This is a genomic window from Salinibacillus xinjiangensis, assembly GCF_009649735.1.
Lineage (GTDB): Bacteria > Bacillota > Bacilli > Bacillales > Alkalibacillaceae > Salinibacillus > Salinibacillus xinjiangensis.
Window position 1 is genome coordinate 13,700 of record NZ_WJNH01000001.1, and the last position, 15,841, is coordinate 29,540.

Consider the following 15,841-nt stretch of genomic DNA (forward strand, 5'->3'; position numbering starts at 1 on the left):
TGTATAATTCCTTTTTGGTAAAATGCTATTTCTAGGCAATAAAAAAACAGCAAGTAGATGCTTGCTGTCTAGGCTTGAACAATATATCCGAGCGCAAAGGTAAAAACAAAGAAAAGAATTCCCGTAACAATAGTCGCCCGGTGTAAAACGGCATCAATACCACGAGCTTTCTGTTTCCCAAACAACTGTTCAGCTCCCCCAGAAATGGCTCCTGATAATCCCGCGCTTTTTCCAGATTGCAGTAATACTAATACGATCATAATAAGAGCATCAATCACAAGTAAAGTTATAAATAATCCATACATGTCTGCTGCTACACCTCCTAGTAAAAAGGAAAGTCCTTCGAATTCCTAGCGTTCATTACCTTCATTTAATGTAGCACAAAAATAGTTGTGGGGCAAGATGAAACATTATTTTATCAGACTTTTGAATGAAATATGTAAATGTGAATTTTTTGTGGAATTTGAGCATTTTTGATTGTTTTTGATTGATAATTAGAAAGGGCTTACGATACAATAAATCAGGTATGTTTTTTCGTATAAATATAAGTTAGCGGCTGACACTAAATGTAACCAAATTATATAATTTATTTAAATGCAATACCTATGTTTTGACAACAATCGACACTCATGCTTAACTTATAAATTGAACAGACTAAAACATAACCATTACCATGTTTTTATAGGAGGAAAATTAATATGGCAGAACAAACATTTAAAATAACAGCATCTGAAGGTGTACACGCTCGTCCAGCAACATTGCTTGTACAAAATGCAGGAAAGTTCAATTCAGACATTAATATGGAATACAACGGAAAGTCCGTTAACTTAAAGTCCATCATGGGCATTATGTCTCTTGGAATTCCATCAGGAGCAGAAGTAAAAATTACTGCTGAAGGTAAAGACGAAGACGATGCCATCAAAGCTCTTGCTGATGTAATGAAAAACGAAGGCCTGGGGGAATAGTTTTATGAGTCACATAACAGGTATTGCAGCATCTAATGGTATAGCTATTGCAAAGGCTTACCTGTTAGAAAGTCCAGATCTTACCTTTGAAACGAAAAAAATAGAGAATCCAGAGGAAGAAATTCAACGACTCGAATCTGCAATCGAAAAGTCTAAAGAAGAATTAGAAAAGATTAAAAATCATACAAAAGAAAAATTAGGAGATGAGCATGCAGAAATTTTCTCAGCTCATCTTCTCGTGTTGAGTGACCCTGAGCTCATTCAACCAATGGAAGATAAAATTAAAAATGATTCTGTAAATGCAGAGGCTGCTCTTGATGAAACAGCGAACATGTTTATTACCATGTTCCAAAACATGGACAACGAATACATGCGTGAACGTGCAGCAGACATTCAAGATGTGACCAAGCGTGTGATGGCACATTTATTAGAAGCGCCGTTTCCTAACCCTGCTTTAATTAATGAAGAAGTGATTGTTGTAGCGAAGGATTTAACTCCATCTGATACAGCACAGCTCAACAAGGAATTCGTTAAAGGCTTTACAACTGATATCGGTGGTCGTACATCTCACTCAGCCATTATGGCACGTTCATTAGAAATCCCAGCAATCGTCGGAACTAAAGAGATTACTCAAAGTGTAAAAGACGGAGATATGGTCATTATTGACGGTTTAGAGGGAAAAGTATTAATCAATCCAAGCGATGATGAACGTAAGGAATATGAACAAAAGCAGAGCCAATACGAAGAACAAAAAGCTGAATGGGCTAAATTAAAGGACGAGCCATCTGTAACCTCAGATAATGTTCAAGTCGAACTTGTTGCTAATATTGGTACGCCAGACGATGTAGACGGCGTTCTACGCAATGGAGGCGAGGGTGTCGGCCTATATCGAACAGAGTTTTTATATATGGGCAAAACCAGCCTTCCAACTGAAGAAGAGCAATTTGAGGCTTATAAAGCAGTCCTTGAAGGCCTAGGCAAAGAAAAGCCTGTTGTTGTTCGCACACTTGATATTGGCGGCGACAAGGAACTAGATTACTTAGATCTACCAAAAGAATTAAACCCATTCTTAGGCTTTCGTGCCATTCGTTTTTGCTTAGAGCGTGATGACATTTTCCGTACACAGCTAAGAGCCTTATTACGTGCAAGTGTTTATGGAAATCTTAAAATCATGTTCCCAATGGTCGCAACCGTTGATGAATTTAGACAAGCTAAAGAGTTACTTCTTGAAGAAAAGGATAATTTGAAGCAAGAAGGCGTGGAAGTTTCCGACGATATCGAAGTTGGTATTATGGTCGAAATCCCATCAACAGCAGTCATTGCACGTCAATTTGCTAAGGAAGTAGATTTCTTCAGTATCGGTACAAATGATTTAATTCAGTACACAATGGCAGCAGACCGCATGAACGAAAAAGTATCATACTTATATCAACCATATCACCCAGCCATTTTAAATCTCGTACACAACGTGATTGAAGCTGCACACGCAGAGGGCAAATGGTCCGGTATGTGTGGAGAAATGGCAGGCGACCCAATCGCCATCCCAATCTTACTTGGCTTAGGACTAGACGAATTCAGCATGAGCGCAACATCTATCCTTCCAGCACGCTCACAGCTACGTAAGCTGTCTAAGGAACAAATCGCAGCACGTAAGGATGAATTGTTGAGCAAGTCTACTACTGAGGAAGTTGTGGAATTGGTGAAGGAGATTACTGAATAATAGTTTTGAAGGAGTCGATAGGCATAGGTCTATCGGCTTTTTTTGCTATAAAATATATTGGATTAACTCAGATTAGCCGGACTAAAAAGCTTTCCAAGGAAGTAACTCTTTGGAAAGCTTTTTAATTGAGGAAATTTTAGCTACTTAGTTGATTAAATTTGAAACTTTTACAAATCCACTTTTCTCAAACACTTTTCACACTCGTTAAAAAAAGGTAATCCTCTTTCCTCAATTACTTCTCCACATTCGGTACAGTACTTCTCCTGACCATTCGTTTTCATCATTACACTCTCCTACACATTTTTAATGAATGAGGTTTACGACCCCTGTATTAATACAGTTAATTTATTTATTAATTACTATATAACAGTGTGTAATTCAATACAACACCTTTTCTCATTTTAGTTAAAATTATCTATAAATCAGTCTATTGATGCATGAAAAAACGGCATCCTTTAGGATGCCGTTTCCGCAAATTACTTATTCAAATTATAAAACGCCTCAACACCTGCATAAACTGCTGGAGCTCCTACGATATCCTCGATACGAAGCAATTGGTTATACTTCGCAACGCGGTCAGTACGGGATGGTGCACCAGTCTTGATTTGGCCTGCATTTGTTGCAACAGCGATGTCAGCAATGGTTGCGTCTTCGGTTTCACCAGAACGGTGAGAGATGACTGCAGTGTAGCCAGCTGTTTTCGCCATTTCGATTGCTTCAAAAGTTTCAGTTAGTGTACCGATTTGGTTCACTTTAACAAGGATGGAGTTGCCCACGCCCTGCTCAATTCCACGGCCAAGACGCTCAGTGTTCGTTACAAACAAGTCGTCTCCAACGAGCTGTACGCGGTCACCAATGCGTTCTGTTAGCATTTTGTGGCCATCCCAGTCGTTTTCATCTAGACCGTCTTCAATTGAAATGATTGGGTATTTACTAACTAAGTCTTCATACCATTGAACCATTTCCTCAGAAGTACGAACAACGCCTTCACCTTTTAAGTTGTACTTGCCATCTTCATAAATTTCAGAGGAAGCCACATCCATCGCAAGCTTCACTTCTTCATCAGGCTTATAACCAGCCTCTTTGATTGCTTCTACGATGGTTTCAAGCGCTTCTTCGTTAGACTTCAGGTTAGGAGCGAATCCACCCTCGTCCCCAACACCAGTATTGTAGCCTTTTGACTTTAAAACTTTTTTCAAGCTATGGAAAATCTCTGCACCCATGCGTAGTGCTTCTTTAAAGCTTGGCGCGCCAACAGGCATAACCATAAATTCTTGGATGTCAACGTTATTGTCGGCGTGCTCTCCACCATTTAGAATGTTCATCATTGGTGTAGGTAGCACTTTTGCGTTGAATCCGCCTAAGTATTGATATAGTGGTAGTCCCACAAAGTCAGCTGCAGCATGTGCAACGGCCATGGAAACACCTAGAATTGCATTAGCCCCAAGGTTACCTTTGTTGTCTGTTCCGTCTAACTCAATCATTAACTCATCAATATCTACTTGCCGTGTTGCATCATAGCCGATTAATTCTGGAGCGATAATTTCGTTAACGTTGGCTACCGCATTTTGAACACCTTTTCCTAGGTAACGGTCCTTGTCGCCGTCACGCATTTCAACAGCTTCGTATTCACCTGTGGATGCACCACTTGGTACAAGCGCTGAACCATAAGCACCTGATTCTGTATAAACTTCGACTTCGACTGTAGGGTTACCGCGTGAATCTAGTACTTCGCGTGCATAAACATCAGTAATGTAAGGCATTTTGATTCTCTCCTTTAAATTTAATTTAATAAGTATGTGAACTTCTTAGCTTTTAATTAATGATTTCCCTGTCATTTCGATTGGCTTTTCAACATCTAAAAGATCAAGCAAGGTAGGGGACAAGTCACCCAAAATACCCTCATCATGTAGCTCAACGCCTTCCTTTGTTACAATAACAGGAACAGGGTTGGTCGTATGAGCTGTCATTGGTTTTCCTTCTAAGGTCACGACCTCGTCGGAATTCCCGTGGTCGGCAGTAATAATCGCATGTCCACCCTTTTCGAGAATCTTATCAACCACTCGACCTAGACATTCATCAACAGCCTCAATCGCCTTGATTGTTGGCTCCAATTTTCCTGAGTGGCCAACCATATCAGGGTTAGCAAAATTCAAGAGGATTAAATTATGATTTCCTTCATCTAAGTCCTTCACAAGTGCATCTGTTACTTCGTAGGCACTCATTTCAGGTTTCAAGTCATAAGTTGCAACCTTTGGCGAGTTAATCAAAATACGATCCTCACTTTTAAACTTTTGCTCACGCCCCCCACTCATAAAGTAGGTAACATGCGGGAACTTTTCCGTCTCAGCAATTCGCAGTTGCGTTAGTCCCTGATCAGCAACGACTTCACCAATCGTATTTTTCAAGTGGTTCGGACCAAAGGCAACGTTCGCTTGGATATCATCACTATATTGGGTTAGCATGACAAATTGCACGTTTTTTGGGGCCTTATCACCTAAATCAAAGCCTTCGAAATCAGGATTTGTAAAGGTTTTGGTCATTTGTACAGCACGGTCTGGTCTGAAGTTATAAAAGATAACCGCATCCTCATCCTGAACTGTTGCAACAGGCTCACCCTGGTCATCTACCATAACGGCTGGAATGACAAATTCATCAAATACCTCTTCATCATAGGAATCCTCTAACACTTGGTGAGGGTTATCGAACTTTGGTCCCTCTCCATATACCATGGCACGATAGGCAAGCTTCGTACGTTCCCAACGTTGATCACGGTCCATGGCGTAATAACGCCCAGAGATCGTGGCAAATTGTCCAACACCGTATTCCTTCATTTTTTCTTCAGTTTGATTGATATATGTAGATCCGGATTTCGGTCCTACATCACGTCCATCTAAAAAGGCATGAACATAAACTTTTTCTAGTCCTTTATCAGCAGCCATTTTCAAAATCGCAAATAGATGCTCAATATGGCTGTGGACGCCTCCATCTGATAAAAGGCCGAATATGTGAAGAGCTTTGTCTTTATTCTTCACATGCTCTACAACATCATTAAATTGTTCGTTTTCGAAAAAGCTTTGATTTTCAATAGATAGGTTGATGCGGCTCAGACTTTGATAGACTACACGACCTGCTCCAATATTTAAGTGGCCAACCTCTGAGTTCCCCATTTGTCCTTCTGGAAGTCCTACTGCTTTCCCGCTTGCTTGCAATTGAGTATGGGGAAATTGGTTCCAGTAGCGGTCAAAGTTTGGCGTATTGGCTTGTGCAACCGCATTTCCTTTTTCCTCATCCCTTAACGCAAAACCATCTAATATAATTAAAGCTGCTAATTTATCATTACTCATGTTTACCTGCCTCCACTAGCTTAAGGAAGGATTCAGGCTCAAGGCTTGCCCCTCCTACAAGAGCGCCATCAATATCAGATTGCGCTAATAATTCATCAACGTTGGCAGGCTTCACACTTCCACCATATTGAATACGAACCTCATTGGCTACATCCTCAGAAACAGTCGTTTTCACAACTTCACGGATGTGAGCACAAACTTCATTGGCATCTTCAGAAGACGCTGTTTTTCCAGTACCAATTGCCCAAATTGGCTCATAAGCGATAACTGTTTCTTTTACCTGTTGCTCACTTAGGCCCTCAAGTGCAGCTTTTACTTGTTTTTCAACATGTGGTTTGGTTTCATTTGCATCACGCTGGGTTAAAGTCTCGCCTACACAAACAATTGGCGTGATGTTATGGTCAAATGCTGCCTTCACTTTTTTGTTTACAGATTCATCTGTTTCATTAAACATCTCACGGCGCTCTGAATGTCCTAGTACAACATAGTCGACACCTAAATCTTGTAGCATGACAGGACTTACTTCGCCTGTGAATGCTCCATTTTCTTCATAGTGCATGTTTTGAGCTGCAATTTTAACATCTGTTCCCTTTGCTTGTTCTACAAGTGCAGGAAGAGATAAAAACGGAGCACAAACAACACTATCCACTTGGTCGGATGATGGAATGCTTGTTTTTACTTCGTTTAGAAATTGTTCAGCTTCAGAGATTACTTTATTCATTTTCCAGTTGCCTGCAATAATTTTTTTACGCATATTCTGTCACCTCTTCGCAAAATTACTCTTTATCATTCAACGCTGCAACACCTGGTAGTACTTTACCTTCCATAAATTCGAGCGATGCGCCGCCACCTGTAGAGATATGGTCCATTTTGTCGGCATAGCCAAATTTTTCAACAGCCGCGGCTGAATCTCCGCCACCAATTACAGTGTATCCGTCTGTATTAGCTAAAGAATCAGCAACAGATTTAGTTCCATTGGCAAACAATTCAAGCTCAAATACGCCCATTGGACCGTTCCAAATGACGAGTTTTGAATCTTTGATCACTTTGTTATATTCATCTCTAGTTTTTGGACCAATGTCTAGAGCTTCCCAATCGGCTGGGATTTCTTCAATGGAAACCGCTTCTGTATTGGCCTCATTTGAAAAATCATCTGCCACTACAACATCAAGGGGCATAAGGAAATTAACGCCCTTATCCTCTGCCTTTCGAATGAAGTCATTTGCTAGGTTAATTTTATCTTCCTCTAAAAGGGATTTACCAATTTCGTAGCCTTGAGCCTTTAAGAAGGTGTATGCAAGGCCACCACCGATAATTAAGTTATCTACTTTATCTAATAAATGGTCAATAACGCCAATCTTATCCTTAACCTTTGCTCCACCAATAATGGCTGTAAATGGTCGCTCAGGGTTCTCTAAGGCACTGCCTAACACTTCTAGTTCTTTTTCCATTAAAAAGCCAGCTACTGCTGGAAGATGTTGGGCAATCCCCTCCGTTGAAGCGTGAGCACGATGAGCAGCTCCAAAGGCATCATTTACGTATAAGTCCGCTAAATTAGCAAATTGCTGAGCAAGCTCTGGATCATTCTTCTCTTCTCCAGCCTCAAAACGCACATTTTCAAGTAGAAGAACATCGCCATTATTCATATCAGCAATTGCTCTTTTTACTTCATCACCATATACTTCATCTGTTTTGATCACTGACTGATCTAAGAGGTCACTTAAACGTTGAGCAACGGCATCCAAACGTAAATCCTCAACAACTTCACCCTTTGGTCGGCCTAAATGGCTAGCTAAAATGACTTTAGCACCATTTTTGACTAAATGATGAATTGTAGGTAAAGCAGCCTGAATTCTCGTCTCGTCTGTAATGCTTCCATCACTCATTGGAACGTTAAAATCCACACGGCAAAACACTTTTTTTCCGTTTACATCTACGTCACGAATCGATTTCTTTTTCACGAATGCCCCTCCTTCACATAGTCATTATGTATGAAATTCATTGTAATTTCCACTGTAAACACCATAAGGAGGAGGGTCATTCCCTTCCTCCTTATGAGCAGTATACAATTCGTATTATAAACCTTTGTTAGCAATATATGCAGCTAAGTCTACACAACGGTGAGAATATCCAGACTCGTTGTCATACCAAGAAATAACCTTAGCCATATTTCCTTCTAGTACTTGTGTGGATTGACCATCTACAGTAGATGAATGTGGGTTACCATTATAGTCACGAGACACAAGTGGAAGGTCTGAGTAATCTAAAATTCCTTTTAATTCGCCTTCTGCAGCGTTCTTAAGTGCGCCATTAATGTCATCAACAGAAACATCTTTATCCAATTCAACAACAAGGTCAACTAATGATACGTTTGGTGTTGGAACACGCATAGCCATACCGTTTAGCTTGCCATCAAGCTCTGGAAGAACTAGAGAAACAGCCTTAGCAGCACCAGTAGTTGTTGGAATAATGTTTTCCGCTGCAGCACGAGCACGACGATAGTCCTTATGTGGTAAGTCTAGAATTTGTTGGTCATTTGTGTATGAGTGAACAGTTGTCATTAGGCCACGCTTAATTCCAAATTGATCATTTAATACTTTAGCAAATGGTGCTAGACAGTTTGTTGTACAAGAAGCGTTTGAAATAACGTGGTGGCTTCCTGAATCATACTTATCTTCGTTAACACCCATTACAATGGTAATATCTTCATTCTTCGCTGGTGCAGAGATAATAACCTTCTTCGCTCCTGCATCCAAGTGTTTCTTGGCATCGTCACGTTGAGTGAAACGACCAGTTGATTCAATTACGATCTCAACTCCAAGATCACCCCATCCAAGATTTGCTGGGTCTCTTTCAGATAATACTTGAATGGTTTTCCCGCCTACAACTAGGTTATTCCCATCAACAGAAACCTCTTGATCAAGCGTTCCATGTACAGAATCATACTGCAATAAATGTGCTAGCATTTCTGCATCAGTTAGGTCATTAATTGCAACAACCTCAACCTCGTTATTTTTTAAAGCGGCACGAAATACGTTACGACCAATACGACCAAAACCGTTAATACCTACTTTTACTGCCATTTATAATTCCTCCTTAGATATTGTAGACAATTTATATATAGAAAAGGGTAAGTTACCCCTTTACCAACAAAAGCGAAAGCGCCTTGCTCAGCCCCGACAGGCATAAGACAAGCCCTGACGTGGCGGTCTTGGCCCGTGATCAGGATTGACTTATGACCCCGAGGGGCTAGGCGCTGTAGCTAGCCGTTAACAATCTGGCGGCTGCTTCGTCCGTGATGAGCACATTGCTTTGTCCGTTTTTAAAATAGGATTCCATTGCATCAGCCTTTGATGCTCCCCCGGCAACAGCAATTACGTGCTCCATATTTTTCAAGTCCTCCATTTGTAAGCCAACGGTACGGACCTTGTGAACAATTTGTCCCTGCTTATCAAAGTAATATCCAAACGCTTCTCCCACACCATTAGATTCTTTAATTTTTTGAATCTGTTCATCAGGTGTTTTTCTTCTCTTGGCCATAGTCACGGCATCGCCAATGCCATGGAGGACGATATCTGCATTTTGGATGTAATTGGATATTTCCTGGACAGCAGGCTCTTCAATAATGGATTGATACGCTTTTTCGCTAATAGGATCTGGAACATATAATAACCGATATTCGCCATTAGCCTTCTTCGCTATCTCAGCACAAATGGTGTTTGCTTGATTTTCCACTTGCTCGCCAAGTCCACCACGTGACGGGACAAACAAACAATCTTTTTTGTTCAGTGGTGTCATCGTTTCGGCCACAAGTGACATTGTAGACCCACCTGTTACAGCGATTACCATGTGATCCTGAACCACTTTTTTCAGAAAGGAAACACAAGCTTTTCCTAGTTCTTGTTTTACCCTTCTTTCCTCGTCACTATTACCCGGAACCACGATAACTTTTTGCAAATTGAACTTTTCCTTTAGTTGCTGTTCAATTTTCTCAAGTCCAGTTATTTCCTTCATGTATTGCTCTAGCTGCAACACCACTTCTTGTCCTTCTGTTGTCATGTAAATGCCTTTTGTCGTGATGTCAACAAACTGCTGCTTTTGGAAAAACTCAATTTCACTTCGCACTAAGCGTTCAGGCTGCTTCACCTGTTCCGCTAAAGTCCTTCGACCAATCGGCTGCAAGAGCTGTATGGTTTTAAGTAACTGTGTGCGACGTTCGATTATTTCCATTACTTCTGGAAATACTTTTTGTTGTAAAGCAATAAAGTGTTGCATAAGATAGCCCCTTCGAAAAACTGAATATGGGATTATTTTGTCCCACCATGGACTATTTTGTCCCGATGTATGTAAAAAAATACGTGGTGTATATTTATAGTATCAATCCATATACAAGTATGCAATTATTTTAGATTTTTGTCAAAGAGTTTTTGTAAATGAGGGAGGTCCATTTGCGCCCCATCTAGCTCCTCCCCATTCACCTCAACGACCGGAATGGTCAGATGGTATTTTTCAAGCAACTTTTCATCCTCGTATATATCTAATTCGTTCAATTCAAACTCATATTCTCCTTGTAAAACCATCAATAGACTTTTGGCCTCATCGCATAGTAGGCAATTTTGTTTTGTATAAAAATTGACTTGATTTCTCATGGTCTAGGTCTCCTTTTTCGTTTCGTAGAGGAAGGCAGATGTAAAGCTAACCGATATTTGGTTACAGTTCGTCTTGAAATTCCCATATGATATTCCCGTTGTAGCTTTTCACAAATTTGTTGGTCTGATAACGGTTTTGCTTTATCCTCGTGTTCTATTAATTCGCGAATCAATGTCTTGGTAGTATATGCACTTACCGCTCCTGTTTGTGTTGAAACACCTGATTGGAAAAAGAACTTCACAGGAAAAACCCCATGAGGTGTTTGCAAATACTTCTCTTTAACAGCTCGGCTAACGGTAGATGAATGTAAATTCACGTCCGCTGCGATATCCTTAAGCACCATTGGTTTTAACGTTTCAGGTCCACGGTCAAAAAAAGCAAGCTGCCTTTTGACAATGATGCCAAATATTTTTTCTAAGCTTTCATACCTTTGCTGCAAGGCCTTTTGTAGCCATTTCCCTTGTTGTACATATTTTTTTATAAAATTTTCTTCTTTCTTATCTATTTGTTTAACCTCTAAATAATGATCATGAACGGTAACAGTAGGACGATTCCATTTCGTTAAGGAAATCCTCCACATCCCTTGCTCCTGAAATACCTCCGCATCCGGAACGATGTAGGATGACGTCGCCCCAGCAACTGAGGTTCCTGGCTTAGGATCTAGGGATTGCACTTCCTTGATGGCTTGTATAGCTTCAGATTCCGAAATGTCATACTCAGCCATTATTTCATCCAAACGATAATCTGCTATCCACTCTAAATGCTCACGGACTAGATTCATGGTGACCTCATTCGGTTCAGGGTTCCGCTTTAACTGTAGATAAAGACACTCTTGTAAACGTCTAGCCCCAATACCTGCAGGATCTAAGGATTGAATAAGCTGCAAGGCCTCGGCAACTGTTTGCTCATCAGTCCCTACATTATCCTGCCATTCAGAAAGAGTGACAGTCAAATAGCCATTTTCATCTAAAGAATCAATACCAAATTCCACAGCTTCCTTCATTTTCGGGGTCATATGTTTATCAATCAATTGACCTCTTACATAACTAGCTAGGTCTTCACTTTCAGGACTAAAAATCTTTTCATCAAAGCTTAGGTGGCCCTCTAATGTAGGTTCAAATGGGACATCCTTTTCCGTTTCCACTTCAATAAGCGGATTTTCTTTCATTTGATTTTCTAAAAACTGATTCAGCTGATAGCCATTGTATTGCAAAATTTCGATAGCTTGGCCAAGCTGCTGGGTCAGCTTCCACGATAGTCTTTGCTCCTGGGTAAGTTTTGGCTTCATAACAAATGTCCCCCGATGGAAAGAATGAGTTGTGTTTATTTTAACATATGAAAAATACTTTGTTGGGTTGGGTTGATTCTGATTGATTGTGGGAGACGAGGATTACTTAGGAAATTGAGGAATTGCAATGAAAATGAAGGAGTTGACAGATGTCTTTAATAAGTTGGATGTGTAAAAAGAAAATGATTTATTATGTTTTCAATTCCAACCACAATCAAAAATAAAAACACCACCAAACGCTAACGTTTAAGTGGTGTTTTTATTTCTTTCTTTTTTGACTAGGTAGCGCCCTCGAAGGGAATCGAACCCCTATTACGAGAACCGGAATCTCGCGTGCTATCCGTTACACCACGAGGGCATGAGTTTAAATCTAGTTTGTAAAAAACGGCATGTTCTATTATACGTTCCCTTCGCTAAAAAAGCAAGGGGGCCCACTCTTTATAAATCGATTTGACCGTATATTGATCATCAAAGTAGGAGATGATAGTGAGGTATAAAATACATAAGTAACTTTCCGGAAGAATATACAGGAATATCAGTCGTAAGAAAGAATATAGTGAATGTACATCTATTTAAAGTTTTTTGTTTGACCTTTACTGACCATTTAGGTATCATAAACTTAACAGCAAAGAATCAATACTTAGACGCTGTCATTCAAAAGAATGTTAGGTGACAGAAAACAATTAATCGTAAGGAGGACTTTTTAATGAACTTAATACCAACTGTTATTGAACAAACAAACCGCGGTGAACGTGCTTATGATATTTACTCTAGATTATTAAAAGACCGAATTATCATGATCGGTAGCGGTATTGATGACAATGTAGCGAATTCTGTTGTTGCCCAAATGCTATTTTTAGCAGCCGAGGATCCAGAAAAGGATATTTCTATTTACATTAATTCACCAGGTGGATCGATTACAGCAGGAATGGCTATTTACGACACTATGCAATTCATTAAGCCAGACGTATCCACTATTTGTATTGGTATGGCGGCTTCCATGGGTGCTTTCCTACTTGCAGCTGGGGAAAAAGGCAAACGTTATGCCCTTCCTAACAGTGAAGTCATGATTCACCAACCATTAGGAGGAACCCAAGGTCAAGCAAGTGATATTAAAATTCACGCAGAACGTATTATTGAAATGCGTCAAAAGCTTAACCAAATTCTTTCAGACCGTACTGGGCAACCACTTGAAGTTGTTGAACGCGACACAGATCGTGATAACTTCATGTCTGCTCAAAAAGCATTGGATTATGGCTTGATTGATCAAGTAATGGAAACCAAATAAATTGTGAATCTAAAAAGGAAAGCCGTCAACTTAATTGTTGGCGGCTTCTTCATTATCATTAATTGTTCAATTCATCACAAAATTATGGATAACCTATTCTTCCTGCGAAATAAACATCGTAAGCTCGTTCATTACGTCTTCTTCATCTTTTCCATCCGCAACTAGTAGAATGTCTTCCCCAGAACCTACCGCTAAACTCATAAGACCCATGATGCTTTTGGCGTTTACTCTTTTCCCCTCTTTTTCGATGAAAATATTAGACGAAAAACGATTCGCTTCCTGTACAAATTTCGCTGCTGGTCGTGCTTGTAATCCCGTGGTCAATTGCACGGTCACTTTCCGCTCTACCACTCTCTATTCTCCTCTCCCAAAATCTATTTTCGCTTTGATTCATGCTTTTATCAGCTTACATTTTATTGATTAGGATAAATGATTTTATATACTCCTATTTTAGTATATAGAAAGAAACGCCCTCTTATGAAAGCGTTTTAATTATTGGTATTATACCATGGAAATATAGGAAATGAAAGAATAAAAGAAAGCAGAAACAAATAAAAAATTAAAAACCAGTGCCTATTTTCCTAGACACTGGTCAACCATTTTTCTTACATTTCTCCACGTCTTACTTTATCAGCAAACTCATCAATCTTTTTCAAGCGATGATTAATCCCTGATTTACTAATTTTACCCGTGGAGACGAGCTCACCTAGTTCTTTCAGAGTAACATCCTGATGATCTAAACGGAGCTGTGCGATTTCACGTAGCTTATCCGGTAAAGATTCTAACCCGACCGTTTGCTGGATATATTTAATATTTTCAACCTGACGAAAGGCTGCACCTATCGTTTTATTTAAGTTTGCCGTTTCACAGTTTACGAGACGATTCACCGAATTACGCATATCCCGCATAATACGGACGTCCTCAAACTTTAGCAAGGCTTGATGGGCACCTAAATTAATTAGGAATTCCGTAATTTTTTCTGCTTCTTTTAAGTACGTTATATATCCCTTTCGACGTTCTAGGGTACGAGCATGTAATTCAAAGCTGTTCATCAACTCGCACAATGAGTCATTATGGTCCTCGTAAAGGGAATAGATTTCTAAATGATAGGAGGATGTTTCCGGATTATTGACTGATCCTCCTGCTAAAAAAGCACCTCGTAAATAAGCACGTCTACAGCAGGTTTTTTCGGTATATTTCTTTGATATTTTTCGATTTATAGAAAATGGCTTTTCTAGAATCCCGAGGGCTTCTAAAAACTGCTGTGTGCCTTCTTTCATTCGTACAATATACACATTATTCTTTTTCAGGCGCATTTTCTTACGTACAAGTAGTTCTAATGGGTAGCCATATAAATTTTTTTCTAGTGTATAAATTCGTCTGGCAATTGCTGCATTTTCTGTTTGTACGTCTAATACGTATTTTTGATTGGAAAACGAAAGCGAACCATTCATTCGGATCAAGGCTGAAAGTTCTGCTTCTTGACAGCATGAATCAGATTCAACATTCGTTAACTCTTTTTTTATATCTGATGCAAATGACATTTCCCTCAACCTTCCCCTAAACCTTTAGAAAAACACGACTTAATGCAAATTTTAGCGTAAGTCGATTTCTGTGAGTAACTCTATTCAATCAATGAATATAACAATTTGGCGATTTTGCCTGTATCATGGCGTAGCATGAGCTTGGAATGATCAATAATATCTCCTTCAATAATTTCAAGCCCCATTTGAAGCAATCGTTCCGTATCATAAACAACCGGCTTCGATTTCTCCTCTTCGTACATTTTTTGTACGTCATCTTCAATCGGTGCATTGTGGACGACAATAGAATCTACACAATCTGGGCCAACGTGTTCATGAATAGCCTGAACATGGTCCGCTGCCGTATAGCCCTCTGTCTCTCCATATTGAGTCATCACGTTACACACGTAAACAACCTTCCCCGTTCTTTCCTTTAGTGCCTTACCAATCTCAGGAACAATGATGTTAGGGAGAATGCTGGTATAGAGGCTACCAGGTGCGATTGCGATTAAATCAGCTTCTTTAATCGCATCAATGGCTTCAGGAAGGGGTTCAATATGGTCTGGACTTAAAAATACTCGTTTAATTTTCTTATTGACTAAGGGAATTTTAGACTCACCTGTAATGATGGTCCCATCCTCCATTTCAGCGTGCAAAAACATATTTTGATTGGCGATTGGGTAGATACGCCCTTTTACATTTAACACACGAGAAATTTCCTTTATCCCTTGATAAAAGTCTCCTGTGATGGAGGACATAGCTGCTAAAAGCAGGTTCCCTAAGGAATGTCCTGAAAGGCTATTTCCATTTTCAAACCGGTGCTGAAACATATCTAAAATCATTGGCTCTGCATCTGACATAGCCGCAATGACATTTCTGATGTCACCTGGGGCCGGGATGGCCATTTCATGACGTAAGCGTCCCGAGCTTCCGCCGTCATCAGCCACGGTAACAATTGCTGACATTGAAATCGGATAGCTTTTTAACCCACGAATTAAGACTGGCATCCCAGTTCCCCCACCGATGACAACTACTTTAGGATTACGATCTATCAACATAA

16 protein-coding genes and 1 tRNA gene are annotated in these 15,841 nt (G+C 39.9%); 3 read left to right on the forward strand and 14 right to left on the reverse strand.

The window, feature by feature from the left end; genetic code table 11:
* Positions 1–68 precede the first annotated feature (68 nt).
* Positions 69–305 (reverse strand): preprotein translocase subunit SecG, encoded by a 237-nt coding sequence (gene secG / locus GH754_RS00065; RefSeq protein ID WP_153726702.1) that lies wholly within the window; start codon positions 303–305, stop codon positions 69–71.
* 393 nt (positions 306–698) lie between these two features.
* On the opposite strand from secG, the gene GH754_RS00070 reads away from it, so the two are divergent.
* Both GH754_RS00070 and ptsP read left to right on the forward strand, forming a co-directional pair.
* Complete coding sequence (locus GH754_RS00070; protein ID WP_153726703.1) at positions 699–965, forward strand: phosphocarrier protein HPr; 267 nt, start codon at positions 699–701, stop codon at positions 963–965.
* Positions 966–969: 4 nt separating this feature from the next.
* Entirely contained in the window at positions 970–2,685 is a 1,716-nt protein-coding gene (gene ptsP, locus GH754_RS00075; RefSeq protein ID WP_153726704.1) for a phosphoenolpyruvate--protein phosphotransferase, read from the forward strand.
* A 167-nt stretch (positions 2,686–2,852) separates the two neighbouring features.
* Here the strand turns inward: ptsP and yhfH are convergent, their stop codons facing one another.
* The 10 genes from yhfH to GH754_RS00125 form a co-directional block, all read right to left on the reverse strand.
* On the reverse strand, positions 2,853–2,969 hold the full coding sequence (yhfH, locus tag GH754_RS00080; protein ID WP_153726705.1) for a protein YhfH: 117 nt from the start codon (positions 2,967–2,969) through the stop codon (positions 2,853–2,855).
* A 192-nt stretch (positions 2,970–3,161) separates the two neighbouring features.
* Entirely contained in the window at positions 3,162–4,448 is a 1,287-nt protein-coding gene (gene eno, locus GH754_RS00085) for a phosphopyruvate hydratase (protein WP_153726706.1), read from the reverse strand.
* Between the two features lie 45 nt (positions 4,449–4,493).
* A complete protein-coding gene (gpmI, locus tag GH754_RS00090) occupies positions 4,494–6,032 on the reverse strand; it encodes a 2,3-bisphosphoglycerate-independent phosphoglycerate mutase (protein WP_153726707.1) in 1,539 nt (512 codons plus the stop codon).
* Positions 6,025–6,786 carry a triose-phosphate isomerase gene (gene tpiA, locus GH754_RS00095; protein ID WP_153726708.1) on the reverse strand — a complete coding sequence of 254 codons (762 nt, stop codon included), beginning with the start codon at positions 6,784–6,786 and terminating at the stop codon, positions 6,025–6,027. Before tpiA ends, gpmI begins: the two co-directional genes overlap by 8 nt.
* Positions 6,787–6,808: 22 nt before the next feature.
* Positions 6,809–7,993: a phosphoglycerate kinase gene (locus tag GH754_RS00100; RefSeq protein WP_323741782.1), complete on the reverse strand. Its 1,185-nt coding sequence runs from the start codon at positions 7,991–7,993 to the stop codon at positions 6,809–6,811.
* Between the two features lie 114 nt (positions 7,994–8,107).
* Positions 8,108–9,115 (reverse strand): type I glyceraldehyde-3-phosphate dehydrogenase, encoded by a 1,008-nt coding sequence (gene gap / locus GH754_RS00105; RefSeq protein ID WP_153726709.1) that lies wholly within the window; start codon positions 9,113–9,115, stop codon positions 8,108–8,110.
* A gap of 166 nt (positions 9,116–9,281) precedes the next feature.
* Positions 9,282–10,307 carry a sugar-binding transcriptional regulator gene (locus tag GH754_RS00110; RefSeq protein ID WP_153726710.1) on the reverse strand — a complete coding sequence of 342 codons (1,026 nt, stop codon included), beginning with the start codon at positions 10,305–10,307 and terminating at the stop codon, positions 9,282–9,284.
* A 125-nt stretch (positions 10,308–10,432) separates the two neighbouring features.
* Complete coding sequence (locus GH754_RS00115; RefSeq protein ID WP_153726711.1) at positions 10,433–10,681, reverse strand: glutaredoxin family protein; 249 nt, start codon at positions 10,679–10,681, stop codon at positions 10,433–10,435.
* Positions 10,678–11,970 carry an RNA polymerase factor sigma-54 gene (rpoN, locus tag GH754_RS00120; protein WP_153726712.1) on the reverse strand — a complete coding sequence of 431 codons (1,293 nt, stop codon included), beginning with the start codon at positions 11,968–11,970 and terminating at the stop codon, positions 10,678–10,680. The genes GH754_RS00115 and rpoN overlap by 4 nt, the downstream gene beginning before the upstream one ends.
* 286 nt (positions 11,971–12,256) lie before the next feature.
* Positions 12,257–12,328: transfer RNA gene (locus GH754_RS00125), tRNA-Arg, on the reverse strand.
* A 348-nt stretch (positions 12,329–12,676) separates the two neighbouring features.
* Between GH754_RS00125 and clpP the strand changes: the two genes are divergently transcribed.
* Entirely contained in the window at positions 12,677–13,258 is a 582-nt protein-coding gene (gene clpP / locus GH754_RS00130) for an ATP-dependent Clp endopeptidase proteolytic subunit ClpP (RefSeq protein ID WP_153726713.1), read from the forward strand.
* Positions 13,259–13,351: 93 nt separating this feature from the next.
* On the opposite strand, the gene GH754_RS00135 is transcribed toward clpP, so the two are convergent.
* From GH754_RS00135 to GH754_RS00145, 3 genes are all read right to left on the reverse strand, one after another.
* On the reverse strand, positions 13,352–13,609 hold the full coding sequence (locus tag GH754_RS00135; RefSeq protein WP_323741783.1) for an HPr family phosphocarrier protein: 258 nt from the start codon (positions 13,607–13,609) through the stop codon (positions 13,352–13,354).
* Between the two features lie 254 nt (positions 13,610–13,863).
* Complete coding sequence (gene whiA / locus GH754_RS00140) at positions 13,864–14,802, reverse strand: DNA-binding protein WhiA (protein ID WP_153726714.1); 939 nt, start codon at positions 14,800–14,802, stop codon at positions 13,864–13,866.
* 80 nt (positions 14,803–14,882) lie between these two features.
* A complete protein-coding gene (locus tag GH754_RS00145) occupies positions 14,883–15,839 on the reverse strand; it encodes a gluconeogenesis factor YvcK family protein (protein ID WP_153726715.1) in 957 nt (318 codons plus the stop codon).
* Positions 15,840–15,841: the final 2 nt, after the last annotated feature.

Excerpts from the sequence above, each read along its gene's own strand:
- secG (WP_153726702.1), bottom strand. The coding sequence starts at position 305 with ATGTATGGATTATTTATAACTTTACTTGTGATTGATGCTCTTATTATG.
- GH754_RS00070 (WP_153726703.1), top strand. The coding sequence starts at position 699 with ATGGCAGAACAAACATTTAAAATAACAGCATCTGAAGGTGTACACGCT.
- ptsP (WP_153726704.1), top strand. The coding sequence starts at position 970 with ATGAGTCACATAACAGGTATTGCAGCATCTAATGGTATAGCTATTGCA.
- yhfH (WP_153726705.1), bottom strand. The coding sequence starts at position 2,969 with ATGATGAAAACGAATGGTCAGGAGAAGTACTGTACCGAATGTGGAGAA.
- eno (WP_153726706.1), bottom strand. The coding sequence starts at position 4,448 with ATGCCTTACATTACTGATGTTTATGCACGCGAAGTACTAGATTCACGC.
- gpmI (WP_153726707.1), bottom strand. The coding sequence starts at position 6,032 with ATGAGTAATGATAAATTAGCAGCTTTAATTATATTAGATGGTTTTGCG.
- tpiA (WP_153726708.1), bottom strand. The coding sequence starts at position 6,786 with ATGCGTAAAAAAATTATTGCAGGCAACTGGAAAATGAATAAAGTAATC.
- gap (WP_153726709.1), bottom strand. The coding sequence starts at position 9,115 with ATGGCAGTAAAAGTAGGTATTAACGGTTTTGGTCGTATTGGTCGTAAC.
- GH754_RS00110 (WP_153726710.1), bottom strand. The coding sequence starts at position 10,307 with ATGCAACACTTTATTGCTTTACAACAAAAAGTATTTCCAGAAGTAATG.
- GH754_RS00115 (WP_153726711.1), bottom strand. The coding sequence starts at position 10,681 with ATGAGAAATCAAGTCAATTTTTATACAAAACAAAATTGCCTACTATGC.
- rpoN (WP_153726712.1), bottom strand. The coding sequence starts at position 11,970 with ATGAAGCCAAAACTTACCCAGGAGCAAAGACTATCGTGGAAGCTGACC.
- clpP (WP_153726713.1), top strand. The coding sequence starts at position 12,677 with ATGAACTTAATACCAACTGTTATTGAACAAACAAACCGCGGTGAACGT.
- whiA (WP_153726714.1), bottom strand. The coding sequence starts at position 14,802 with ATGTCATTTGCATCAGATATAAAAAAAGAGTTAACGAATGTTGAATCT.
- GH754_RS00145 (WP_153726715.1), bottom strand. The coding sequence starts at position 15,839 with ATGTTGATAGATCGTAATCCTAAAGTAGTTGTCATCGGTGGGGGAACT.